This window comes from Sinobacterium caligoides, assembly GCF_003752585.1.
Classification (GTDB): domain Bacteria; phylum Pseudomonadota; class Gammaproteobacteria; order Pseudomonadales; family Sinobacteriaceae; genus Sinobacterium; species Sinobacterium caligoides.
In genome coordinates, this window is the sequence record NZ_RKHR01000003.1 from 546,503 (window position 1) to 569,417 (window position 22,915).

The window sequence follows — 22,915 nt, forward strand, 5'->3', positions numbered from 1 at the left end:
AAACCAGCTATACTTAGTTTTTCACGCGACTTATCGTCGGTAAGAAGCATCTATCTCAGGAGAAAGTGGTCGATAAAAATATTCGGACTGGCTCAAGCTAACAGCCAGATCGGTGCGTAAACGCGCATAGTCAAGTTGCACCTGCTGGTAAAATAAACGGCTTTTTAACACCTCTTGAAACCCACCTTGACCGCTCTGATAGGCATTTAAGTCGGTCGTCGCACTCTGTTTAGCCGTCGGTAATAGGCTCATTTTATACAGCGCAATACGCTGTTCTAATCGATCTATTTTCACCTTGGCAGCCGCCGACTGTGCACGCAATTCGCGTAGTAGCTGCCCACGCTGATCCAGTAACGCCGATAATTGATGCTGACTTGCAAGGTATAACGGGTCCTGTTTACTACGCGTAAACAGCGGTATATCAACACTCAGCGAGGCACTGAGCATATCAGGGAGTTGTTGACCTACTTGATCCTCCGCCAAGCGCTTGCCATATTCGACATTGACTGACCATGCAGGTTTATAAGCTTCCTTCGCCAAAGCCACTTGCTGGCGAGCAGCATCAAGCTGTCTATCGATGGCAATCACACTCGGGTGTTGTAGCAGTAAAGACGCGTTTTTTGCGACATAAACCGGTAACTCCAACACTTCTGTTAGAGGCCGGCGACTGTCAGGTTCGCCGATATACTGCGAAAGCGCCGCACGATTCACGGCTATCTCGGTATACGATTGCTGTAGTTGATCTCGTTGACGATCAATCTCCAGCTGAGCTTTTAGCACATCTGCTTGGCTACGCTTCCCCACGCGATATAGGGCCTGCGCCACCTGCAGTAAATCGTTAAATAGGCGCTGATCATGCTGGTAAATTGCATTGGCGCGCTCGGCGTACCAAGACTCTAACCAACTGATACTGCTTGCCACCCTAACCTTGAGTAAACGCTCCATCGCTAGCGCTTGCTGCACCTGCGCTTGATAATCGAAACCCTTGGCGATTATCGTATGGCTATCGCCACGAGGAATCGCTTGTGTTAAACCCAGTTTTAACTGAGTCATCGCCTCCTGATCAAGGTCGAAGCTGTCCGTCGGCAAATTACTGACACCAAGTTTCACCTTAGGGTCTTCCCAACTGTTACCCGCTATTGCTCGACTTGCCATCGCACGCGCATCGTTAAGCCTTGCCAGTGCACCGGGTTCATCCCGCAAGGCAAGTTCTATGGCCGCCGACAACGTCAATGGGTTGAGTTTTTGCTGCTTAGCTGCTTCAACAAACCCTAGACGCTGATCAGCCATCACATTGGCAACTGCCAGAACGCTGCAGCTCATCAGCAGCGAGAAAATATATATTCGTCGTATTACCACGATATCCTCCACGGAATATTCGCAAAATCCAATCGTGATGAGCGACTGTGTCAGCCGGACACAGACTGACGCTCATCACGTACCATCAATGGTGAACAGACACACAGAGTGACAAGACAGAGTCTCGCACCCTATTTGTCTTCAATGATTGGCTAGTGACGAAATACGCAGTTCAGGAGGTAAACAGGAGGGGGATAAAAACGGCGCTGATGGCGCACCGGATAGCTTATTTTTTTTGCTACACAAAAGATAGAAAGTAGCGCAACAGCCACATAAAGTGCTGCAATGAAACTATGCTCAAACAGCTGCACCAACAGTTCAGCAGTATCATCACAGACAGTGCTGAGAACATTAGCACAACAATCATGCTCTGACGTGGCCGTCATCGTCATCTGCTGGGCGGGCTCCATAATCATCAGTTTTACAGCAGGCTGTACGACCGACGACTCGCCAGCATCCATCGACATGGATCCCCCCACGCACAACCCAAGCACCCAGCTCACCACCAGCAAAAGCACTAGACTAGAAGCCCAATGTAAGCGGTTGCGCTGTAGTAAATGACGAAGGTTGAGAAGCAAAAGAGGTATCCTGTCTAAGTTGCAATAGGGTTATTTTCTGTCGAATAGACTACGACTCTAGCATATTTATCCCAATACACGCCGAAGAATACCAATTAAAGGTGGGCGTAGTAAATGGATAGTATTCTAAAAGTTGGCTGAGTAGCTAGAAACAAAAAAGCCCAGCACGGTGGCTGGGCTTTGAAATAATGGCGGACAGGGAGGGATTCGAACCCTCGAACGGTTTCCCGTTACACACTTTCCAGGCGTGCGCCTTCGGCCACTCGGCCACCTGTCCGCAATGCCACAAGGTCTCCCTCGCAAGCGGGCGCTACTTTAACCAAACTGCTCGATAATGGCAAGCTTTATAAGCTCCAACGACCATACGACGGAACAGAAAAGAGTTACTGGCGGCTGAGACGCTGAAAGCGCGGTGCCTCACGCACATTGCTGCGCCAAGGGTTGATATCAAGGCCACCTCGACGTAAGAAGCGAGCAAACACTGTTAACTCCTGCGGGGCACACTGTTCGCTTATATCTCTAAAGATACGCTCGGCACACTGCTCGTGAAACTCCGCCTGATCCCTGAAGGAGACCAGATAACGCAGCAGAGAGGCATGATCAATCTGGTTGCCACTGTAGCTAATAGCGATTGTCGCCCAATCAGGTTGACCAGTAACCGGGCAATTAGAGCGAAACAGATCGCTATAAACATCTTCACGTACCTGCTGCTCGGAGACTTGCAATAGGCTAGCCTCAGGAAGGTACGCCTCTAGCGTAATATCGTGAGCATCGATACAGGTCCCCTTCGGTGACTCAATACCGGCACGTAACATCTGTTGCGGTGTTAACAAAGTCACTTGCACTGGTGCGCCGGCAGCAGCGCTGATGTCCTTAGTCATCAGCTCTTCAACCACCCCCCAACCTTCAAACTTACTGAGATTGAAAGAGTTGAGATACATCTTAAACGATTTGGATTCGATAATATTTGGCGACATAGCAGGTATGCGGAACTCGGCAATAGCAATTTCAGGCTTACCTGACTCCGCAAGCCAAGAGATCTCGTAGCCGGTCCAAATATCACTGCCATTAAAGGGTAGCGTCTCCGCCTCAAAACCTAATTCTTTGCGCGCCATAGCACGCGGGATAGGGCACAGCAAAGACGGTGTATAGGTATAAATATTTTCTGTCGTCTTACCTAGTTGAGTATGCTCGGACAAATATTCATCAGACATGTTTGCACCTTTGCTTCAAGAGATCTATTTCATTTTAAATAATTAAACGCCCCGTAAAAAAGGGCGCCACCACGTTACTTTATTGGCGCAAGCGCTTGCCTGAAGATAGCAGGTGCAAGCAGAAAAACCATAACGCAACATTAAAAATACCCACTATAACGAAGGCGTAAACGATATTGATATCGCTGTAGCCCAGCACGCCATAGCGGAAGGCATTGACCATATATAGAATCGGATTCAACTGTGATAGCGACGCCCAAAAGTCGGGCAGCAAATCGATCGAGTAAAATACCCCGCCCAAGTAAATCAGTGGTGTTAGCACGAAGGTGGGAATAATCGATATATCATCAAAGCTATTCGCGTAAACAGCATTAACAAAACCCATCAACGAGAACAACATCGAGGTCAGCAATACAATCGATACCGTCACCCAGACATTGTGAATGGAGACATCGGCGAAAAATAACGTCAACACTGTCACAATCAACCCAACCAACAAGCCACGAGTGACTCCCCCTAAGATATAACCGGCCAAGATGACATGATTAGAGACGGGGGAGACCAACAACTCCTCAATCGAATGGTGAAATTTAGCGCTAAAAAAGGACGAAACAACGTTCGAATAGGAGTTGGTAATTACCCCCATCATAATCAGCCCGGGCACGACAAACTGCATATAGCTATAGCCGCCCATCTGACCAATTCGTGAGCCGATTAAGTGCCCGAAAATAACAAAGTACAACATCACTGTAATCGCGGGAGGTACCAGCGTCTGTATCCAGATGCGGGTAAAGCGACGAATTTCCTTACCTAGGATAGTTTGCAGTGCGATTAAGTTACCGTGAAAATCCATTATTTACCCTCCACTGCTGCGTGCTCGCCGGTCATCGAAATAAACAGCTCTTCAAGTCGGTTGCTCTTATTGCGCAAACTACTCACCTCGATACCTGCCACCGCCAACTCCCGGAACAGAGCATTAAGGTTTTCCCCCTTATGGATATCAACCTCTAAACTGTGATCGTCGAGGCGACGACATTGAATACCTGACAACTCAACCTGCTGAGGCAGTACCGCGATACTATCGAGCACCAACGTCTCTTTATCTAGGGTCTGCAGCAGCGCCTTAACACTGGTGTTTTTCACTATCTTACCGCCATCGATAATGGCAATGTTGCGACACAGCTGCTCCGCCTCCTCTAAATAATGCGTGGTCAGTATGATCGTGGTACCTTCGGCGTTAATTTGCTGTAAAAACTCCCACATCGAGCGGCGGATTTCTATATCGACACCCGCGGTCGGCTCATCGAGAATTAATAACTTGGGCTGATGAATTAACGCGCGAGCAATCATTAGTCGACGCTTCATACCACCGGAAAGTTCTCTCGCCTGGTTGAAACGCTTATCCCACAAACTGAGTTGCTTAAGGTATTTTTCCGCTCTCGGCAAAGCCACACTGCGCGCAATACCAAAGTAACCCGCCTGATTTAATACGATATCGATAACACGCTCGAAGACATGAAAATTAAACTCCTGCGGCACGACACCAATGTGCTTCTTTGCTTCGGCAAAATTCTCATCGATGTCGACACCAAAGATAGAAACTTGGCCAGCAGTCTTATTCACCAAAGAACAGACGATGCCAATCGTCGTCGACTTTCCAGCACCGTTAGGCCCAAGCAGAGCAAAAAAATCACCCGCCTCGACAGTCAGGTCAACACCCTTGAGCGCCTCAAAACCATTGCCGTATTGCTTCTTCAAACCTGAAATAGAAAGTGCATGCGTCATAGTGACCTCTTACATCGCTCTGCGCAGGAACAATTCATGCGAAAGCCAAGCGATAACATTGTGATTATATAAGAATTTTCAAGCTATTGAGGATAAAAGCAAAAGTTTCAGACGAGAAAAAGCCGGCTATAGAGCCGGCTTTTAAATTTGGAGCGGGAAACGAGACTCGAACTCGCGACCCCAACCTTGGCAAGGTTGTGCTCTACCAACTGAGCTATTCCCGCAATGGCATCCCGTAGGGGACTCGAACCCCTGTTACCGCCGTGAAAGGGCGGTGTCCTAGGCCTCTAGACGAACGGGACGCGATGCCTTGCTTGACGACCCTAAGATCATCTTGCTTCGAGGAGGCCAACTCCTCAAGACGGGGCGCATTGTATTTATATGCCGCCATAGCGTCAAGGACTTTATCGTAGAAACTGATAAGTAATTTTTCAGAGTCCCTACGACAGGCTTTATAAGCGGGTTCTACGCCCATCGCCAGCGTTATGCCACCGATTACTACCTGTAGCTCATTGTGTTCTAATCTGATGAGTCATCTTTAGCGAGAAAATCGAGAGATAATGAGTTCACACAGTAGCGCAGCCCTGTCGGATCCGGTCCATCGTTAAAGACGTGACCAAGATGACTATCGCAGCTGGCGCAAGTAATCTCTAAGCGCACCATGCCCATACTAGTATCTTCAGTAATATTAATATTCTCCATGGCCTGCTGGTAAAAGCTCGGCCAGCCACAACCGGCATCAAACTTCGCCGTCGAATGAAACAACAACTCGCCGCAACAGATGCAATGATAATCGCCCTCTGCCGTATGTGCATTAAACTTACCCGAGAATGGCTTCTCAGTACCCTTCTCTCGACAAACATAAAAGGTTTCTGGATCTAATATCTCTCGCCATTCTTGTGGCGTTTTCTTCGTCATCGTATTGACCTGCCTTATTTAAACTCAGTCATCATCATTATTTTATACAAGCTAAGCAGTAGTTGTCGCTTAGCTTCCGCTCACGAGCACGGAGGCATGTGTTCGGGGGGCCCCTTTTCGGCGCACCCATGATACACTTCCTGTCTTATCAAATAACTAGCAGCGATGAAGTATACCCCATGACGACGATCTCTAAATCTCACAAGCTCAACGCCGTCTGTTACGATATCCGCGGGCCTGTGCTGGCTGAGGCGAATCGTATGGAAGAAGATGGCCAACGTATCCTCAAGCTGAATATCGGTAACCCCGCCCCTTTCGGCTTTAATGCCCCGGATGAGATCGTACAAGATATCATTCACAACCTGCCTAACGCCGAGGGCTATTGCGAATCAAAAGGCTTGTTCAGTGCCCGCAAAGCCGTCATGCAGCACTGTCAACAGCTGGGCATCGACAACGTTGAGATGAACGATATTTACATGGGTAACGGCGTCAGCGAGCTAATCGTACTGACCATGCAGGCCCTGCTCAATAATGGCGACGAGTTGCTGATCCCCTCGCCTGACTACCCGCTGTGGACCGCCGCCGTCAAACTGGCCGGAGGCAACGCCGTCCACTATCGCTGTGATGAAGAAAATGGCTGGTTCCCCGATATCGAAGACATGGCGGCGAAGATCACGCCGCGCACCCGCGGTATCCTGCTGATCAACCCCAATAACCCAACCGGTGCCGTCTACTCGAAGGAGCTACTGGAGCAAGTCATCGAGCTCGCCCGTCAGCACGACCTGATTCTCTACTCCGACGAAATCTACGATAAGATTCTCTACGACGAGGCACGTCACATACCGACCGCCTCACTCGCTGACGACATCTTCATTGTCACTTTTAACGGCCTCTCTAAATCATACCGTCTCGCGGGTATTCGCTCTGGTTGGATGATCCTATCCGGTGCCAAGCATAAGGCAACCAACTACATTGAAGGCATCGACATGCTCGCCTCAATGCGGCTATGCGCCAATGTCCCGGCACAACACGGGGTGCAAACCGCCCTCGGTGGCTTCCAGAGTATCAACAACCTAATCGTCGATGGCGGTCGTCTGTATGATCAGCGGGAACTAGCCTGGCAAAAATTGCAAGCTATACCAGGCGTTAGCTGCGTTAAGCCACAGGGAGCGATCTATCTGTTTCCTCGTCTCGACCCCGAAATCTACCCCATCGAAGACGATGAGGCCTTTGTTCTAGAACTACTGCAGCAGGAAAAAATTCTACTCGTTCAGGGCAGCGCTTTTAACCTCAGCGACACCCAGCACGTACGCATCGTATTCCTTCCGCACCAAGAAGTCCTCGGCGATGCTGTCGATCGCTTTGCCGCTTTCCTCGAGCGCTACCGCAACCGCTAGCTCCGCTGGCCTAGGCTGAGCCCTAGGCCACGACCTCACCCACTTATTCGATAAGAGCGACCATGGCCGACCTACACATCCATGACTTCTATAAAGATTGCGGACTTATTTTAATTGCCCTCTACAACCACTTCCCTCGACCGATCACCCTCTACGTCGAAGATATCTCCGGGCCAGATAACATCGATCAATACGGCCTGCACAGTGAACGCCATCTCAGCTGCCTCGGGGCGATTTTATGGCTCGCGGAAGAGGGCTATATCCGTTACCAGCAACAGGTCAAACAAGAGGCTTTTGATGGCTGCGGCATAACCCACAAGACACTGCGTCTGCTGACCGAACCACAGAGAAGCTTACCCAGCAAAGACCAGCACTCAACCGAGAGCTCTCTCCCTCCTTCACAGCGTCAAGAGAGAAACAGCCGCATCAATCGCCTAAGAAGCGCCATCGAGGCGCGTGACTCAACGGCCACTGCTGCTATCGCTCGCGACCTATTGTTTCACGGTAGCGAGCACCATGATTAACTTTAAGCGGTCACCACTGCCTCGTTAATGTAATGCAGAAGTTTCAGGCCTCGGTCTCGCTCTGCCTCAGGATAGTCAGGGTGCTCCGGCAAACGCTGCACGAAACGTACCCCTGGCCACAGTTCATCGGTCAGTGAGGTGATAAAAGCAGGGCTCATCTCTGGTGCGTTTAAACACAGCAACACCTCAGCCGATGGCGCCAACATCGGCAACATCCTGCTCAATAACTTACGGTAGTGTTGCTCCGCGACAAAACTGCCCTTTTGAAAAGATGGCGGATCGCAGATGATAATATCGTAGGGGCCCAATTTATCGAGCTTGCCGAAGGACTTCATAATATCGTGGGCAAGGAACTGTACACCATGCTGCTTAGCCGGCAAATCATTCAACAAGTGATTCTGACGTCCGACAGAGAGCGCCGCCTTGCTCATATCCATATTGATCACTTCGGTAGCGCCAGTTCGCGTTGCCAGCACAGATAAGGCGCAGGTATAAGAGAAGAGGTTTAACACTTTCTTACCCGATACCCGCTGCTGTAACCAATCACGCCCCGGCGCCATATCCAAGAAAAAACCGATATTCTGCTTGCTCATATATTGCAAAGCAAAGACCGAGTCACCGATACGTGCAATCGCCGGCTCCGGCAAGACGCCACAAAACAGCTCAGAGGGGGTTCCCTCGAGAAAGCGGCGCTGAATGATCATCGCCGTCTGAGGCTGATTTGAACCATCAATACACCCCTGTAGCTCTGCCAGCAGCTCATCTAGCATCTCAAGCGGTGCAAATAAGGTCAGCATTACCGCTCCGGGGTGATAATCTATCGTGACTTGCTCCAGCCCCTCATAACAACGTCCGCGACCGTGTAGCAGGCGCCGACTTTGCAACAGTGACGACTCCACAACCGAGAGTATTGCCGAGAGATTAGAGCTAACAGATAACAGGGGAGGACTGAGCATGAAAATACGCCAATAGAAGTAGAGACAATTGACGCATTATACGGATTACAGCAACCAGGCAACAGTCACAGCGCAAACGAGCCGCCCCCACCTTCCCTCCTCTCATCATGGGTTTCTAGGCCGAAGAAGGCGTCAGTCGCCCGACAACTGATACATAATGTAGTCTCGATAACCGCAGATCACGCGATAGTATCCGCTATAGCGACGATCTATTTGCAGGTCTGAAGAGTCTATTCTTAGAGGACGCCCTTCCAGCTCTAACACTTTCGTTTTCGTTGCAATAATCATCAACGCCGAGCGATCAAGCTGAGCCAAAACCTGGGCACTCAGCTGCTGATTACCGCGACCGATCAAATGCCCTTGACCACCGGTTGCCGTGATAACCACCTTGATATCCCCGGCATGGGCTTCGACCGCCTGCAGCAGCTGTCGCTCACTCACATCACTCGCCAATAGTGCCTCATCGCAAACCAGATCAAACCCTAGAAGCGTGTTCGCTAACCCCAGCTGAGCCATCACCTCCGCAGGTGTAGTCCCTGGGCCAACAATATACAGCGTATCATCAGTCATCGACTCAATAACCTCTGCGGCAATGTCGGCAACCACTAACTCCTCAACTTCTCGTCCAGACACCTTTGTCGCCTGGATGAAACGTCCTGCCTCTGGCACTAGCAATTCGCCGTAATATTTTGACTGCACCCTGCCGCTGCGCAGCTGTTGCTCATCGATATCTCTTACTTCTCGCATCCCCAGCGTAACGAGCTTGCCCTCGAGCAGCATCTTCACCACCTCGGCACAGGCCTGAGGCGAGACAGCAAACACACCGGAGTGCATCTTCACTCCGCAGGGCAAGCCTAGTATAGGCTGCTCCTCACTAACCGCATCAAAGACATTACGTGCCGTTCCATCACCACCGACAAATATCAATAGATCAATGCCATATCGCTCCAGCGCCTTCGCCGCCACAACCGTATCGCTAGCTGTCGTCACCTCTGCTAAAGGCTCGCCAATAATTGTGCAATGCCAACCCTGCGATGCGAGATAGTCTCCCGCCAATACACCGCCGAACCCCACAAACTCGATGCGGTCACGATACTGCTCCAATCCCGCAAGCATAATCTGCAGCCTCGCTCCAATTTTTGAGACGGCCCCCAAGGCCAAAGCCTCTGCACGAACTTCCGCACCGTCACTCCCCTTCAGCCCCACGCTTCCTCCGAGGCCCGCATAAGGGTTAATCACCAAACCGATTTTAAACATTTCAAGATCCACGGTAGCTAGCAAGATTTAAACAACAAATTTGCCACTCACAAGCGCCAAATAAAGAAGTAAAACAGGTAAATTATCACACTGACACTAAACTGAAATAAGCCACCTCTATTCTATAGCCCTAAAGACTATTCTCACCACAGTAGAATAAACAGATTAACGGTATGGAGTAAGCCCATGGGAACTGATAACAAAACGAATATCTCCTCAAGCTCCCAACGTCATAGTCGTCGTGATGACAATGTTAATGACAAGCGTAATAACGAACACGACCAAAGTAGACAGCAGAAGACGAGCTTTGCAAAGAAGGAATACCCCTTACTCGACGAAAAATACCTGCACCATGCCGCGATCATCGACGAACAAGGCAACGAAGTTGAAATTACTGCACAGATGATCGACACTGCTTGCAATCAATTAATTGCCTCCGTCCCGCCCAAAAAACTTAGCTCTCGTCTACGCAGGCTATTGCAAGGTTACCTCAACCGCCGTCGTATCGCTCACTGAGAAACACCTGTCGCCTCTCCGGCCAGCGAGACACCTAAGGCGGCAAAGACGTGCCGCTCTGCCGCCGTCAAGGCCTCTGGCGTCTCAACAGCTAAGCCTCGCCATTGTCGTCGCTCGGGATAGTTCTTACGCAAGCCGTCAAATGCCACCGCCACCTCACCTCGTCGCTCAGCGGCCAGCAATGCCTCACGACAACGTCGATCATCCTCCAGCACCGGGTACACCCCCTGTGTTAAGGCATAGATAGCCGCATACAACCCTTCCGAGCAAGCAAGTACTGACTGTGCCTGATGACTCAGTGACGCCGCCCCGATCAACCCCTCCGCCCCTTTCCCTTCATCACAACTAAAATGCCGACAAGCTGCCTCAAAAATCATACTCGTCCCGGTCACCTTGCCGTCAAAACTGTAACCGGCAATATGCGGTGTGGCGACCTCCAGATAAGGGAATAGTCTTAAATCGATCGACGGTTCGCCTTCAAACACATCTAAAATAACGTGCAAATCTCGCTGGTGCTGTAGGTGAGCTAATAGCGCCTTATTATCGATCACACCGCCCCGCCCCGCATTGAGTAACACCGCCCCCTTGTTCAGTAACTTCAGTTCACTTTCGCCAATCATATGATAACTAGGATAATCACCCGTCGTCGTGAGAGGCGTATGCAGACAGACAATATCGCAGGCCAGTACCTCGGTCAGACTGCCCATATTATCAAAGCGATCTTGAGGAATCAGAGGGTCATAACCCACACAATCCACCCCCATCGCTTGTAGGCGACGGTATAGGCTGCCACCAACCATCCCCAGGCCAATAATACCGATACGCCTGCTTAAAAATTCAATGCCATGGCGCTGCCATAATTGTGCAAAACAAGACAGCACGTATTCGACGACAGACGTGGCATTACAGCCAGGCGCATTACTGAAACCAATACCCTGTTGACGCAGGTATTCAAGATCGACATGGTCCGTACCTATGGTACAGGTACCAACAAACTTCACCTGACTACCCTCCAGCAACGCCTGATTCACCGGCGTAACTGAGCGCACAATCAGCATGTCGGCATCAGCAACCTGAGCCGCTGTGACATCACGCCCGGCTACCTTAATCACCTCACCAAAAGAGGAAAAAAGCTCAGCGGCAAGAGGGATGTTTTCATCGGCAACGATTTTCATGGTTCTCTCTAATTAATAAGTTTATAGACTATGTAAAGCGTAACTTTAGCTCAGCTGGTCGAGCTGAAAGCGCTCAGCGGCCATGGGCTCTTTGACACCAAAGTGAGTAGAAAAGGCGTTGATTAGACACTGTGTTCGCTCATTGACTCCCGCTTGCAAATAACCTTGCAGATACTGGTAGACCAACGCTTTAAATCCCTGGCTATCACCCGCCTCGCCAGTCAAGTTATCAACTGAAACACAAAAGCGATAGTCACAGGCACTCGCCAATAACCACTCTATTGCCTGGGTACGTCCCTCGACACGCTCAAAAGCCTGTTGTTGTGCCGCTGTGCGACCGTCGGGTATATACCAATAGCCAAAATCTACTAGACAACGCCGCTCCTGCCCCGCGACACACCAATGCGCTAACTCATGCAACGCACTAGCAAAGAAGCCATGGGCAAAGATGATGCGATGATAATCGTGACCACTGTCTTCCTCAGGCATGCCAGCTGGATAATAAATTGGCTCACCCTGCCCACAGATGAGTCGCGTATTGCTGCCATCACGATAATCTCTCTCAGCAAAACAAGCATTAAACAACTCAATGAGCTTCGGGTAGTTATGTCGCCCTGTCACATCGGCCTGCGGCAACCCCGTAGGCTTATCTAGATCAACAGTCATGGAAGCCAAAGGCACCTCGAAAAAACATCAACAAATAGGGGAGTAAATATTATATCCCCGCGCACTTCACCCTGGCCAGTGACCTAGCGCACAGGTATAACTTGCCGCTCCTGACCTTGATGACGACAACGATTACACGACCTCATCAATGCAACGTGTTTTCGTTAGCTTGGCAAAATAGCTCGGGGTCAGGTAACTCTCCCCACACAGTAGGTGCTCCAGGTACCAACGCCTCGGCCGCAAACCAGCTTGTCGATGGCCTGGATTGGCGACATACACCCAAGCCGCAATCATCGTTCCACCCACTGTTTCGACAGGGTAGCATTCTCGGCTATAACGAATGGGGGTTCCCTCGAAATGATCGAGTAAGGCTATATTCGATACATCCACTAACTCGTGCAACACCCCCTCCACGATTCCACCTTGGCGATAGCCTATGTTGGCATAACTTGCACCAGGGTCGTTATGAGCCGCCTTATCGAATAACAACTCACAATCAGATATCTTACCCAGCTGGCTAGACACTACCGTCAATCCACGCTCACGCATACGCTCAACATTCATGTTCGAGCCATAAGCAAAGTAATAACACGTCATCAGTCACCCTATCATCATATTCGTCGTGGAGATCGACTCCCCCGCCATCAGTTATCAACACAGCATAACAATAAGCTAACAATGCAGTCATCTTCACATTCACCTCCCGCCACCGATGCAGTAACAGCCCCGAAACAAACACCCCAAACGAAATAGCGGCGAGAGATGAATGTTCTATACTGTAAATACAGAGGTAAGGTTAACTTTAACGCCACAATTGCATACAAAGAGAAGGGCTGCAACCAGTCAACTCATCCAAGGCCGTAGCACCGCCAGCAGGTTAGTATCATGCAGATGGACTCCCACAAAACAAAGAACTCCAATATTATTAGTATCTTTAGCGGGCGCCCTGTCCGCGAAGAGCAAGAGTCCCGAATCATTCGTATCGCGCCTGAGTGCGATGGCCTCAGCATGCTGTATACCAATAATGGCTGCAGCAATAAACTCTTCCGTATGAGCATTCTCTGTTGGGCGCTACGCGATAACGGTGAAATTGACGCCCTAGTTCCCTGGTTAGAGGAACTTCGCCCCTGCCAGCTCCTAAACGACCCCCTCGACGGGCGCTGGGAGGGCTTCTTTGAACCCTCTAATGAATACATCTTCGACGAAGCCCCTTTGCACCAAGTTAACAGCTTGCATCAATCAGCCGAATACTTTGCCACAGAAGCCGACTGCGACGATGTGATATTGCAGGAGTTTGCAGATACCATTGGCACACACGCACTACTCTGTGAAGAAAAGTCTCACTCAATCACTCTAACAGAGGTGCTTAGCTGGCGACTGTTGGCCGATGGCCGCATACAAGCAATGCTGATCGATGAGGAGAAAATCACCAGTACTCCGGTCCTACCTGGAGATCCCTGTTTATATCCATCAACTGAAAACCCGTCGTTTAGGTACTTTTTCCAACACCATATCGCCAACCAGATCAAAGACCAAGATCCCGATACCTTATCGGCAATCTCGATACTATTGACGCGTGCGGCGACGGATACACCACCACACTAAAGGACGAGTACAGCACTGCCCTTGCGTACATCGATAACAATAAACACCCTGTTGTTGTATATTACCTTCAAGCCTAACCTTAATATCGCTAGAGTATGCGTAAATCGTCCGCCTGGAGCTCCTCTCTTGTCTCGCTTGATTCTATTATTGGCCTTGGTTCTTGCCGTCTATATCGTCTACACCCTCTATCAGCAAGCATCACCTGCTGAAAGACGAAAATTACTCTGGCGCTACGGCCTTGGGGCAGTACTAATCATCACAATATTTGCAGCAGCCACTGGCAAAGCTTCCTGGCTCGTTGCTATCGCCACCGGCATTGTCGCTAGTGGCCGCCGCTGGCTACCTCTACTCATTCGTTACCTACCTACCCTGGGCAAACTTATCGGCAATAGCGGTATAAGCGCGGCAAAAATCAGCAGCGCCATTATTGAGCTCAGCATAGAGCCCAGCAACGGCACTGTCGACGGCGTGGTATTACAAGGAGAGTTTACGGGGAAAAAACTCAGCGAGCTTAACGAACAACAGCTCGACTTGGTCGCCAAAGACTGTGCCGCCGACGCCAAGGCACGCCGCCTGTTGGCAGCCTATCGACTTCGACGTAATGGCGGTGCAAAATATCATCATCATCAACAACAACAACAACAACAACAACAACAACAACAACAACAACAACAACAACAACAACAACAACCCAGAGCAACAGCCATGGATAGACGAGAAGCATTGGCGATATTGGGACTGCAAGAAGGTAGCGATAAAGAAACGATCATCAAGGCGCATAAGCGCTTAATTCAAAAAATGCACCCTGATCGTGGCGGCAGTGATTTCATCGCCGCACAGATCAATCAGGCGAAAGACACACTCATCGGTTAGAGCAGTCTTTTCCACCTTGGCTAATCAGCCAAACAAATAACTAAAGGACTATTTGATACCTCAACTACTCGGCATTATCGACATAAAATCGTGCCGCCGTTATTTTACCTGTATGCCGGCAGCACTCCGCAATCATGACACCAGGAAGACTCCGCTCGCCATCATGGTACTCAAAGCTCGCGCTACAGCTGTAACCAGAGCATAAGACCTTATCAACACTAAATCGGCCTGGATGCTTCAAAACAAAATGGCTGCTACTCATTGCCACGCCATCGGCACCGATGAAACATGGCCCCGACTGCTCGCTATCAACTAATAACTGTAGGTGGTTCGCATTTTGACTATTGAGAGCTGAAAACAACTCATCCACCAATACCTTGCCATTGTGACCAATACCACGAACCCCTGACATAAAGCCACACATACCTGAAAAGCCCATGTTTCTCAGCAGCCTGATGCCCATTTTTGTCATGGTCGAAAGACTGTCCAGACCGAAACTGCAGGCCTGAATAACCATCGGGAGAATCTCCCAATGTGCCGCCAAACGACTAATTTTCAGCTCTCCACCTTGCTCACAGAGTTGATAACTGAGATGCATAGGCACACTGACAACAACCCGTTTTGACATTGTAATTTCAATATTCAAGTCTCTGATCACAGTATCGCCGTTAACAATGTCACGCCGAACATCAAAGCGAATCGTATTAGGGGCGATAAATGAGTCGTAAAAACGTCCCAAAGGCCCCTTGCCCCGCCGCCCATCACGACGGTCAAAAACGCCGCTGATATGAGGTCTTGAGCCAACGGGATCCTCAACAATATTATAATCCGCAAATAGGGCCAACCAGGCACGCCTATCATGCTCTGCAACCGCTTTGGGCGAGGCCTGTACCACGGCTAACTTCTGCTCTGTCGTATAGTGTTGCACCGCTATATCCTTATGTTAAACATTATAAACCCTCAAACTCTTCTCGAGTCTTGTCTTTTCCCGCACGGCTCTTCTTCAACATGACGTAGACAGAACCTACGCCACCATGGCGAGGCTCTGCACTGTGATAGGCGATAACCTCATCGATTTGCTTCAACCATAACGCCGTACAGCTTTTGATAATCCCAGGGTTGTCCAAATTACGGTCACCCTTACCGTGAGTAATTAACACAGTACGCAACTCATAAGTTAAACACTGACGAATAAAGTCGAACACCTCTACTCTGGCCTGCTCAACCGTCATATTATGCAAGTCAACCGTCGCCTCTATCTCATAACGGCCACGACGTAACTTCTTAAAAACACCATGTTGCACGCCCTCACGCTGAAACTCAAGGACATCAAAAGGACCGACCTCCGGCACATGGCTACTGGTTAAAAAGTTATCATCTGCCTGCTCACAGCTCACCGCAGCCATACGTCGGCGTTCAGTCCCTGGTGTAGCCTTCGCCACCCTTTTCAAGTCTGCTCGCTGCTGCCCCTTGTACGGCTCGACATCTCCCATCTGTTGCAGGAAATCATTGAAATCATCGCTCATCTATTGTGCCTCTCACTCCCACGTAGCCAGTCTGTCGCTCTATTGCTGCACTACCCATTCATGGCATAACGTACCCAAAGATGACTGCCGAGCAGTATAAGACTATTCTCCCTACAGGAAAATACATAGTCCGACTAATTTGACCGCCTACTGTTGTTGTCGCAATAGCCGCAATGATAAAATGCGGCAAATTATTCACTATCGACTAAGAGAGACAAACTTGCCTGTATTTACTACGATATCCTTGTTGAATCCGGAAGCGCTTCCGGCAACAGAGCACTTACAGGTAGACGAACGTTTTATTACTCCCAACACAGATAACAACATCAGCAGCAGGCTCGATACACCCAAAACATGAGACTGGAACTTTAAAGACGCCGCGCGGCAACCTTCATTCGCGCTACATCGCTCACAATTTTATCGGTATTCACATGCTCGACAACAACATCATGTCTCAATTGGGACAGCTCAAGGCTGAACTAAAAGCTAATAAAGCCACATTTACAGCTACGGTCAAGGGCACGAGGCAGCGCTTCGGCTTCGCCATACTTGAGGATGGTCGTGAAATTTTCCTCCCCCCCGATGAAATGGACAAGGTTTTTGCTGGCGACAGCATAAAAGTCAGCCTCAATAAGGACAAACAAGATAAGGAATTTGCCGAAGTCGACGAGTTGATCCACTCTGAGCTCAACACTTTTCATGGCTCAATCGTCAAACGCGGCAAAACACTGTTCGTTAACCCTGATATCAACGGGTTCTCAAGGCTTATCTACATTCCCCCTTCAGAGCACAAAAAGGTACAGGCCGGTAGCTACGTCGTCGCCAAAATTAATCGCCACCCCATCAAGTCGGGTAAGGCACAAGCCAGTGTTGTTGAGCTTATTGGTCATGCCGACGACCGAGGTATCGAGCACGCCTACATCACCGCCAAATATCGCCTAACACCCGCAATCAGCGAAGACGTACGCGCTGAGGTCAACGCAATCGACCAAAGCACTATCGATGACCTCGCGTTACAACGGCAGGATCTACGTGACACTCCTTTCGTCACTATCGACGCCACCATGACAGAAGATATGGACGATGCTGTTTTTGCTCAGCCATCCGAGCAAGGCTGGAAGCTACAAGTCGCTATCGCCGACCCCAGCGCATTCGTCACCCCAGGCTCGGCACTCGACACTCTAGCCCAAAAAACAATGATATCGAGCTACCTACCCGGTGGGCTCGCACCGATGCTACCCAGTGAGCTCACCAACAACCTCTGCTCATTACGCCCTGACGAAGATCGGCTAGCACTGGTTCTAACCCTTGATGTCAGCCTCAGTGGTGAGGTTGTCGGGCAAGACTTTACGCTGGCCGTGGTACGCTCCCACGCCAAATTAAGCTACCAAAATGTCGGTCATTATCTCGAACAGGCTCACCATACACTAACGGAGCAACAGCAAGAGCTCATCGACAACCTAAGGAACGCTACACAAGCTATCCATCATTGGCGACAACAGCAGTGTCTCATCATGCCTGAGCGCAGTGACTTCCGCTTTCAGCTAAATGACGACGGCAGAATAGAAAGCATCTACGAAGTGAAGCGAAATGACGCCCACCGCCTCATCGAGGAATGCATGTTAGCCGCCAACCTCGCAACCGCCCGCTACCTCGATCTCCATCAGATCGAAAGCTTACATATCAATCACCTAGGTTTTAAGGAAGAAAAGCTTGGCGACGTAGAGAAACTCCTTAGCGAAGAGCTTGGCTACGAAGTAAAAGAGCTACACGAGCTTGATAATTACAAGAATATCATCCGTAAACTAGATGACCTCGAGCACGAGCTCCCCCTACGCCCTATCCTCAACCGTAGCTTGCAGCGATCAGAGGTCAGTCGCCAACCTGGGGCACACTTCGGCCTTGGTTTCGACCACTACGCAACGTTTACTTCGCCGATTCGAAAATATACCGACCTAATTAACCACCGCGCGATCAAGGCACACCTTAGCGGCAAGGTAGCAGCCTCTATCAGCAATGAGCTTCTTGAGCAGCTCAGCGTAGCCCTCAAAGGCAGCCGCCAGGCCAGTAACGAAATTGAACGTTGGTTATGTTGCCAATACATGCAAGCACATCAGGGTAAAGAGTTTACCGGTGTCATCAGCCATACTACCAGCAGCGGATTCAATGTACGGCTCGATGAGAATGGCATCGTTGGTTTTGTCAGCCTACGCAGTAAAGAAAAAGCTAAGCGTATGAGCCTAGACCAAACACGCTGGATATTAAGTAATGCCGAAAATCGCTTTCTACTCGAGCAAGCAGTTACGATCAAGGTATCCAACGTCGATACTGAGACCAGAAACATCGAGTTTGAGCTTGTTCCAACTAAAGCCGCTCCGTCTACTTAAAAGGCGTAGTCGACAAGAGGCGCGAATAGCGCCTCTTTAAAAGGACATCAATTAACAGTTAAGTTCGCTCGCAAACGCTGACGTTTTTCCAGCCGTAACAAGTGTCGACGAAGGTCCATATTACAGTGCTCACAACTCATAATACCGTGGGCCTGAAGATGGTTACAGCGGGGGCATTCAATCTTTTCAGCACTTGTAACCTCCGCTATATCGACACGCTCCACTTTGGCAGACGACGGCACAACCTCAGTAATACTATCTGATTCAACCGCTGACTCCTCGGCGACTAGCTTCTCCGTCAAAAATCTCGCCACCACCAAGCCATCTTCGGCCTTAGGGTTTTTATCCTTAAGTGCCTCAGTTCTGGAGTCTTCAATTGGAGCAGCGTCACTTTTAGAGGTTTCGTTCTTAAATTTTATCGCCGCCTCAGCCTCAACAGCCTTGTTAGTTGTCGGTACCTCTTCCTCAACAACCTCGTTCAATAAGGCCTTTGCGCCTAAGTCAGCAAAAATATCGATATAACGCTGAGCATCTATTTCAGACAAGTTTTTCTTAATTGTAATTAAACGTCCTGAAAATAGTATCGTAATACGCTTTTCGTCTAGCTTGAGCAGCTTAGTCAGCTCGTTTTTAACAACGTCCACATCAAAATCGGGAAGCGTCTGGCCTCTAAATAGAATGTTAAAACTACGTTGTGTCATGGTGGAACCTATATTTCTTATTGTTTTTGTCGTTTTAGAAGGCAAAGCACACCTTAAGTAACTCTAAGGCATAAGCCAGCAATACTCCACCCAATATATTCTATGCGCACTTTAATAAGTCGCCGACTGGTGATAAAGAATATTATAGCCTTACTGCAGACTCAAGCCCAGCAAGAGTCGAATAACACCATCAAGGATAGTCATAAGATAAGTTTTAGCTAGCAAAATACAGATATATATTAGCAACAGAACACCCCATTGGTACCGGGGCGCCCTATCACGGCAATCAACATAGCAACAGTATCGTCAGTGGCAAACCTAACTAGACAGCTATCTACTAACAGTTGATCTCAGCTAGCCAGTGAGGCTAGTAACTCTCACCAATACTCAGATAGAAGGCGCTTTGGCTGCCTTCAGCCCTACCATAAGCAAAATACATAGCTCCGATGGGGCTATCCAGCGCTAGATAGATGCTACCGGCGTGAATCAAATCATCGGTAGACATCATCGAACGCTGGTCCCAGACATTACCTGCTTCAAAGGTCGCGCCAAAATAGGCCGGAAAGTCGACGGGCAACATCGAACGATCTGTGAGGCGATAACGGTACTGTATTCGTCCCATCGCACTGTAAGCCCCAGCCAAAGCATCACTGGAATAACCTGACAAGCGGCGAAAGCCACCTAGAGTCGCCATATATTGCGGCTCCAAATCAGCGCTACGGTATTGTTCAGTACCGAGCTCAGCCGACAGGGTATGGTCACCTAAACTATAAGCACCACCTAGGCGAGCGATGATATGCTTGAACTCATCATCACTACCCATACTCTCTTTATTATCCTCTCCGACAAAGTTAAACCAGAAGCCTTTGCTAGGGAAGCTAACATTATCCATACTGTCGTAGCTCGTCTGTACACGATACCCCCCTTCATTGAAATGATAGGTATCCTCTGAAAAAACATCGCCATCAGGCTTAAACCCACCGGAGGCAGTAAACACACCGACACGCATATCAATCGAGTTAAGTAAGGTGCTGCCTAGGTCGAAGCCAAACGTTCCTCGCTTCACCCACCAATCCTGCTCCTTCCCATCGTCTGTCGCAAAGCCATCTACAGATCTGCCCCCCTCAAGGTTAAGCACATCAAACTCTCTGATAATATGCTTTCCTCGATACTTAAAATAGGGCTCAACATAGAAGTTTGAGCTGTAATCTAAAGGCTGATAAAAATTAGTTTCAAAGGCCATCTTGTTACCGATTTGACCAAAGACATATGCCTCTGCCCCCAACTTATTAATCCCCTTCAAACGATAGCTAATACCAAGATTATATTCACTCTTACCGTTAACATCGTCAGCGAAGTTCCCCCCTATACGAATATAGTTTGCCCCCCACTTTCGTTCTTTCGTAATTATCTTCAAACCTGTTTGATCACCTTTTTTAACCAGCTGGTAATCGATTAGCCGGAAGTAATCCAAGCTATAAATATTGGCGATATTCTCCATTAACAAATCTCGATCGAACGCCTCTCCAACATTCTGATCTAAGCGAGCACGTATCAATTTATCGCTAATTGCCGAGTTGTTATCTACCTCAATAAAATCTATTCTTGGTGCATCCTGAGTAATCACAAATCCGTGATCGATCGCCTCAGGCTCTGCCCACTGAGACAACTGTGGTTGCAGCGCCATCGTCGCCTCATAGCCCCTTTTAAAGGCCAACTCAATCTGATCGAAGGAAAACGTACTCACTTCCTCGAGCTTAGGTTGAATTAAAATATCCCCCTTACCCATACTAGCTATTGAGGCGGCAGTATTCTTTTGCGTCAAAATTGTCAGTACTTGATCCGATACAGCAAAAAAACTATCAATTTCATCTTTTTTCTTCAGCGGGGTTGATATGTCGACCACAATTAAGCGATCAACATTCATTGCCTGTGCCACTTCGACAGGTAAATTCGAGGCAATACCACCATCAACAAGCACGTGGCCGTCAAATTCAACGGGAGAGTAAACGCCTGGGATCGCCATACTGGCACGTGTCGCCGTCGACAAACTACCATGATTAAACACATAGCGATCGCCAGTGACGATATCTGAAGCGACGGCACGATACGGAATCGGTAACTGATCGAAATCTTCAATATTTTCTACATGCTGAAACAGTTCTTTCAGCATTAGATTTAAGTGCTGCCCCTGCACAGCGCCTCGAGGTAGCTTCACCTCACCATCTTTGACGCTGATGTGGTAATCTAACAACAACTTATAGTCTTCTTGCTTACGTCGCATCGGCATTTCCGAACGATCAGAAGAGTCAGTAAAGCCGCCTTTCCAGTCGATATGCTCAACAGTATCAGCCAACTCATCCGCCGTCATACCCGAAGCATAGAGCGCGCCAATAATTGAGCCAGCACTGGTGCCGACTACAGCATCAACCTTAATACCCATTTCTTCTAGGGCCTTGATCACACCAACATGAGCGATGCCGCGAGCACCTCCACCACTGAGGACCAAGCCTGTGGTAAGGCGCTTATTACTCTTTGTATTTTGCGTCGACTCACTCGGTGCCGCGTAAAGCGAAAAACTGCACAACATTATCAAGGTGCCAATAAAACAACGCATCAAGAGCTCCTAGGCTATCACAACAAACTTATCGAGTAGCTAACGCGAACAACACGCCACAACTCTCTACCAATCGGACAGCTTATCTTAACATTCTGTTAACAACTGTGATAGGGAGCTCGCTCATACTCATAAGCCATTGTCATCGCATCCAGCAGTGACCATAAAATATCTAGCTTAAACTTAACGATAGTCATAGCTCGCTGTTGTCGCTCAGCAGTATCAAAATACGCCAAAGTCACTGCCAGGCCATGCTCAACATCCCGCCTCGCCTCTGATAAGCGCTTCTGAAAATAACCGTAACCCTGCGCATCAATCCAAGGGTAGACTACAGGCCAGCTATCTAGGCGTTTCTGATGAATCGTCGGAGCAAACAACTCTGTCAGCGATGAACACACCGCCTCCTGCCAACAACTATTTCGTGCAAAGTTAACGTAGGCATCAACAGCAAAACGAACTCCCGGCAGCACGTGCTGCTCGCTAACAACCTCTTCTCGAGTCAACCCTACCGCTTCACCAAGGGTGATCCAAGCCTCAATCCCTCCCTCCGCGCCCGGCCGACCATCGTGATCAAGAAGGCGCTGCAGCCATTGCTGGCGAACAGCTATATCCGGCGTGTTAGCAATAACATTGGCGTCTTTCAGCGGGATATTGATCTGATAGTAATAACGGTTGGCTACCCAGCCTTGCACCTCTTGCCGGCTACAGCCTCCGCTATTCATCCTGACATGAAAAGGGTGGTGAATATGATACAACCCCTCCAATGAACGAAGCTGACACTCAAACTCCTCCCGCGACCAGCCTTCAGATGGTGGCGTCGGCAAATGATTTAACGCGATAAGATCAGACATAAGTTCCTCA

The 22,915-nt window shown here is 49.2% G+C and carries 22 protein-coding genes and 3 tRNA genes; 6 read left to right on the forward strand and 19 right to left on the reverse strand.

Features of this window, described 5'->3' with window-relative positions; translation table 11 throughout:
• Positions 1 to 30 precede the first annotated feature (30 nt).
• From EDC56_RS02600 to msrB, 9 genes are all read right to left on the reverse strand, one after another.
• Positions 31 to 1,359 (reverse strand): TolC family protein, encoded by a 1,329-nt coding sequence (locus EDC56_RS02600; RefSeq protein ID WP_148059284.1) that lies wholly within the window; start codon positions 1,357 to 1,359, stop codon positions 31 to 33.
• Positions 1,360 to 1,511: 152 nt separating this feature from the next.
• Entirely contained in the window at positions 1,512 to 1,826 is a 315-nt protein-coding gene (locus EDC56_RS02605) for a hypothetical protein (protein WP_123710964.1), read from the reverse strand.
• 300 nt (positions 1,827 to 2,126) lie between these two features.
• Positions 2,127 to 2,214: transfer RNA gene (locus EDC56_RS02610), tRNA-Ser, on the reverse strand.
• A 106-nt stretch (positions 2,215 to 2,320) separates the two neighbouring features.
• Positions 2,321 to 3,151, reverse strand: coding sequence for an NADPH-dependent 7-cyano-7-deazaguanine reductase QueF (gene queF, locus EDC56_RS02615; protein WP_123710965.1), 831 nt, complete (start codon positions 3,149 to 3,151; stop codon positions 2,321 to 2,323).
• A 79-nt stretch (positions 3,152 to 3,230) separates the two neighbouring features.
• Positions 3,231 to 4,004 carry an ABC transporter permease gene (locus EDC56_RS02620; RefSeq protein ID WP_123710966.1) on the reverse strand — a complete coding sequence of 258 codons (774 nt, stop codon included), beginning with the start codon at positions 4,002 to 4,004 and terminating at the stop codon, positions 3,231 to 3,233.
• Positions 4,004 to 4,936 carry an ABC transporter ATP-binding protein gene (locus EDC56_RS02625; RefSeq protein WP_123710967.1) on the reverse strand — a complete coding sequence of 311 codons (933 nt, stop codon included), beginning with the start codon at positions 4,934 to 4,936 and terminating at the stop codon, positions 4,004 to 4,006. Before EDC56_RS02625 ends, EDC56_RS02620 begins: the two co-directional genes overlap by 1 nt.
• Before the next feature lie 148 nt (positions 4,937 to 5,084).
• A tRNA-Gly gene (locus EDC56_RS02630) sits at positions 5,085 to 5,160 on the reverse strand.
• 2 nt (positions 5,161 to 5,162) lie between these two features.
• Positions 5,163 to 5,238 (reverse strand) — tRNA-Glu (locus EDC56_RS02635).
• 217 nt (positions 5,239 to 5,455) lie between these two features.
• Positions 5,456 to 5,854, reverse strand: coding sequence for a peptide-methionine (R)-S-oxide reductase MsrB (msrB, locus tag EDC56_RS02640; RefSeq protein ID WP_123710968.1), 399 nt, complete (start codon positions 5,852 to 5,854; stop codon positions 5,456 to 5,458).
• A 179-nt stretch (positions 5,855 to 6,033) separates the two neighbouring features.
• On the opposite strand from msrB, the gene EDC56_RS02645 reads away from it, so the two are divergent.
• Together EDC56_RS02645 and EDC56_RS02650 are read left to right on the forward strand one after the other, a co-directional pair.
• Positions 6,034 to 7,251, forward strand: a complete 1,218-nt coding sequence (locus EDC56_RS02645) for a pyridoxal phosphate-dependent aminotransferase (RefSeq protein ID WP_123710969.1) — start codon at positions 6,034 to 6,036, stop codon at positions 7,249 to 7,251.
• Positions 7,252 to 7,313: 62 nt separating this feature from the next.
• Complete coding sequence (locus EDC56_RS02650; RefSeq protein WP_123710970.1) at positions 7,314 to 7,775, forward strand: hypothetical protein; 462 nt, start codon at positions 7,314 to 7,316, stop codon at positions 7,773 to 7,775.
• Between the two features lie 2 nt (positions 7,776 to 7,777).
• On the opposite strand, the gene EDC56_RS02655 is transcribed toward EDC56_RS02650, so the two are convergent.
• Together EDC56_RS02655 and EDC56_RS02660 are read right to left on the reverse strand one after the other, a co-directional pair.
• Positions 7,778 to 8,731, reverse strand: a complete 954-nt coding sequence (locus tag EDC56_RS02655; protein ID WP_245980631.1) for a class I SAM-dependent methyltransferase — start codon at positions 8,729 to 8,731, stop codon at positions 7,778 to 7,780.
• 132 nt (positions 8,732 to 8,863) lie between these two features.
• A complete protein-coding gene (locus EDC56_RS02660; RefSeq protein WP_123710971.1) occupies positions 8,864 to 9,988 on the reverse strand; it encodes an ATP-NAD kinase family protein in 1,125 nt (374 codons plus the stop codon).
• Between the two features lie 186 nt (positions 9,989 to 10,174).
• Between EDC56_RS02660 and EDC56_RS02665 the strand changes: the two genes are divergently transcribed.
• Positions 10,175 to 10,504: a PA1571 family protein gene (locus tag EDC56_RS02665; RefSeq protein WP_123710972.1), complete on the forward strand. Its 330-nt coding sequence runs from the start codon at positions 10,175 to 10,177 to the stop codon at positions 10,502 to 10,504.
• On the opposite strand, the gene EDC56_RS02670 is transcribed toward EDC56_RS02665, so the two are convergent.
• The 3 genes from EDC56_RS02670 to EDC56_RS02680 form a co-directional block, all read right to left on the reverse strand.
• Positions 10,498 to 11,679, reverse strand: coding sequence for a 4-phosphoerythronate dehydrogenase (locus EDC56_RS02670; RefSeq protein ID WP_123710973.1), 1,182 nt, complete (start codon positions 11,677 to 11,679; stop codon positions 10,498 to 10,500). The two genes, EDC56_RS02665 and EDC56_RS02670, sit on opposite strands and share 7 nt — an antisense overlap.
• Before the next feature lie 45 nt (positions 11,680 to 11,724).
• A complete protein-coding gene (locus EDC56_RS02675) occupies positions 11,725 to 12,345 on the reverse strand; it encodes an elongation factor P hydroxylase (RefSeq protein ID WP_123710974.1) in 621 nt (206 codons plus the stop codon).
• A gap of 132 nt (positions 12,346 to 12,477) precedes the next feature.
• Positions 12,478 to 12,942, reverse strand: coding sequence for a gamma-glutamylcyclotransferase family protein (locus EDC56_RS02680; protein WP_123710975.1), 465 nt, complete (start codon positions 12,940 to 12,942; stop codon positions 12,478 to 12,480).
• Positions 12,943 to 13,230: 288 nt separating this feature from the next.
• Between EDC56_RS02680 and EDC56_RS02685 the strand changes: the two genes are divergently transcribed.
• On the forward strand, positions 13,231 to 13,950 hold the full coding sequence (locus tag EDC56_RS02685; RefSeq protein ID WP_245980632.1) for a hypothetical protein: 720 nt from the start codon (positions 13,231 to 13,233) through the stop codon (positions 13,948 to 13,950).
• Positions 13,951 to 14,076: 126 nt separating this feature from the next.
• Positions 14,077 to 14,823: a J domain-containing protein gene (locus tag EDC56_RS19550; protein ID WP_162844058.1), complete on the forward strand. Its 747-nt coding sequence runs from the start codon at positions 14,077 to 14,079 to the stop codon at positions 14,821 to 14,823.
• A 64-nt stretch (positions 14,824 to 14,887) separates the two neighbouring features.
• On the opposite strand, the gene EDC56_RS02695 is transcribed toward EDC56_RS19550, so the two are convergent.
• The gene (locus tag EDC56_RS02695) at positions 14,888 to 15,751 is read right to left on the reverse strand and encodes a nuclear transport factor 2-like protein (RefSeq protein ID WP_123710977.1); all 864 of its coding nucleotides are present in this window, start codon (positions 15,749 to 15,751) and stop codon (positions 14,888 to 14,890) included.
• 22 nt (positions 15,752 to 15,773) lie between these two features.
• Positions 15,774 to 16,349, reverse strand: coding sequence for a DNA endonuclease SmrA (gene smrA, locus EDC56_RS02700; protein ID WP_123710978.1), 576 nt, complete (start codon positions 16,347 to 16,349; stop codon positions 15,774 to 15,776).
• A 431-nt stretch (positions 16,350 to 16,780) separates the two neighbouring features.
• On the opposite strand from smrA, the gene EDC56_RS02705 reads away from it, so the two are divergent.
• Positions 16,781 to 18,736: a VacB/RNase II family 3'-5' exoribonuclease gene (locus tag EDC56_RS02705; RefSeq protein WP_123710979.1), complete on the forward strand. Its 1,956-nt coding sequence runs from the start codon at positions 16,781 to 16,783 to the stop codon at positions 18,734 to 18,736.
• A 47-nt stretch (positions 18,737 to 18,783) separates the two neighbouring features.
• Here the strand turns inward: EDC56_RS02705 and EDC56_RS02710 are convergent, their stop codons facing one another.
• From EDC56_RS02710 to pqqC, 3 genes are all read right to left on the reverse strand, one after another.
• The gene (locus tag EDC56_RS02710) at positions 18,784 to 19,437 is read right to left on the reverse strand and encodes a hypothetical protein (protein WP_123710980.1); all 654 of its coding nucleotides are present in this window, start codon (positions 19,435 to 19,437) and stop codon (positions 18,784 to 18,786) included.
• 367 nt (positions 19,438 to 19,804) lie between these two features.
• A complete protein-coding gene (locus tag EDC56_RS02715) occupies positions 19,805 to 22,054 on the reverse strand; it encodes a patatin-like phospholipase family protein (protein WP_123710981.1) in 2,250 nt (749 codons plus the stop codon).
• Between the two features lie 98 nt (positions 22,055 to 22,152).
• Positions 22,153 to 22,905: a pyrroloquinoline-quinone synthase PqqC gene (gene pqqC / locus EDC56_RS02720; protein ID WP_123710982.1), complete on the reverse strand. Its 753-nt coding sequence runs from the start codon at positions 22,903 to 22,905 to the stop codon at positions 22,153 to 22,155.
• Between the last annotated feature and the right edge of the window lie 10 nt (positions 22,906 to 22,915).

Coding starts and splice junctions, on each gene's coding strand:
- EDC56_RS02650 (WP_123710970.1), top strand. CDS start 7,314: ATGGCCGACCTACACATCCATGACTTCTATAAAGATTGCGGACTTATT.
- smrA (WP_123710978.1), bottom strand. CDS start 16,349: ATGAGCGATGATTTCAATGATTTCCTGCAACAGATGGGAGATGTCGAG.
- EDC56_RS02670 (WP_123710973.1), bottom strand. CDS start 11,679: ATGAAAATCGTTGCCGATGAAAACATCCCTCTTGCCGCTGAGCTTTTT.
- msrB (WP_123710968.1), bottom strand. CDS start 5,854: ATGACGAAGAAAACGCCACAAGAATGGCGAGAGATATTAGATCCAGAA.
- EDC56_RS02675 (WP_123710974.1), bottom strand. CDS start 12,345: ATGACTGTTGATCTAGATAAGCCTACGGGGTTGCCGCAGGCCGATGTG.
- EDC56_RS02645 (WP_123710969.1), top strand. CDS start 6,034: ATGACGACGATCTCTAAATCTCACAAGCTCAACGCCGTCTGTTACGAT.
- EDC56_RS02655 (WP_245980631.1), bottom strand. CDS start 8,731: ATGCTCAGTCCTCCCCTGTTATCTGTTAGCTCTAATCTCTCGGCAATA.
- EDC56_RS02680 (WP_123710975.1), bottom strand. CDS start 12,942: ATGACGTGTTATTACTTTGCTTATGGCTCGAACATGAATGTTGAGCGT.
- EDC56_RS02685 (WP_245980632.1), top strand. CDS start 13,231: ATGCAGATGGACTCCCACAAAACAAAGAACTCCAATATTATTAGTATC.
- EDC56_RS02625 (WP_123710967.1), bottom strand. CDS start 4,936: ATGACGCATGCACTTTCTATTTCAGGTTTGAAGAAGCAATACGGCAAT.
- EDC56_RS02665 (WP_123710972.1), top strand. CDS start 10,175: ATGGGAACTGATAACAAAACGAATATCTCCTCAAGCTCCCAACGTCAT.
- EDC56_RS02620 (WP_123710966.1), bottom strand. CDS start 4,004: ATGGATTTTCACGGTAACTTAATCGCACTGCAAACTATCCTAGGTAAG.
- pqqC (WP_123710982.1), bottom strand. CDS start 22,905: ATGTCTGATCTTATCGCGTTAAATCATTTGCCGACGCCACCATCTGAA.
- queF (WP_123710965.1), bottom strand. CDS start 3,151: ATGTCTGATGAATATTTGTCCGAGCATACTCAACTAGGTAAGACGACA.
- EDC56_RS02705 (WP_123710979.1), top strand. CDS start 16,781: ATGCTCGACAACAACATCATGTCTCAATTGGGACAGCTCAAGGCTGAA.
- EDC56_RS02660 (WP_123710971.1), bottom strand. CDS start 9,988: ATGTTTAAAATCGGTTTGGTGATTAACCCTTATGCGGGCCTCGGAGGA.
- EDC56_RS02715 (WP_123710981.1), bottom strand. CDS start 22,054: ATGCGTTGTTTTATTGGCACCTTGATAATGTTGTGCAGTTTTTCGCTT.
- EDC56_RS02605 (WP_123710964.1), bottom strand. CDS start 1,826: ATGTCGATGGATGCTGGCGAGTCGTCGGTCGTACAGCCTGCTGTAAAA.
- EDC56_RS02710 (WP_123710980.1), bottom strand. CDS start 19,437: ATGACACAACGTAGTTTTAACATTCTATTTAGAGGCCAGACGCTTCCC.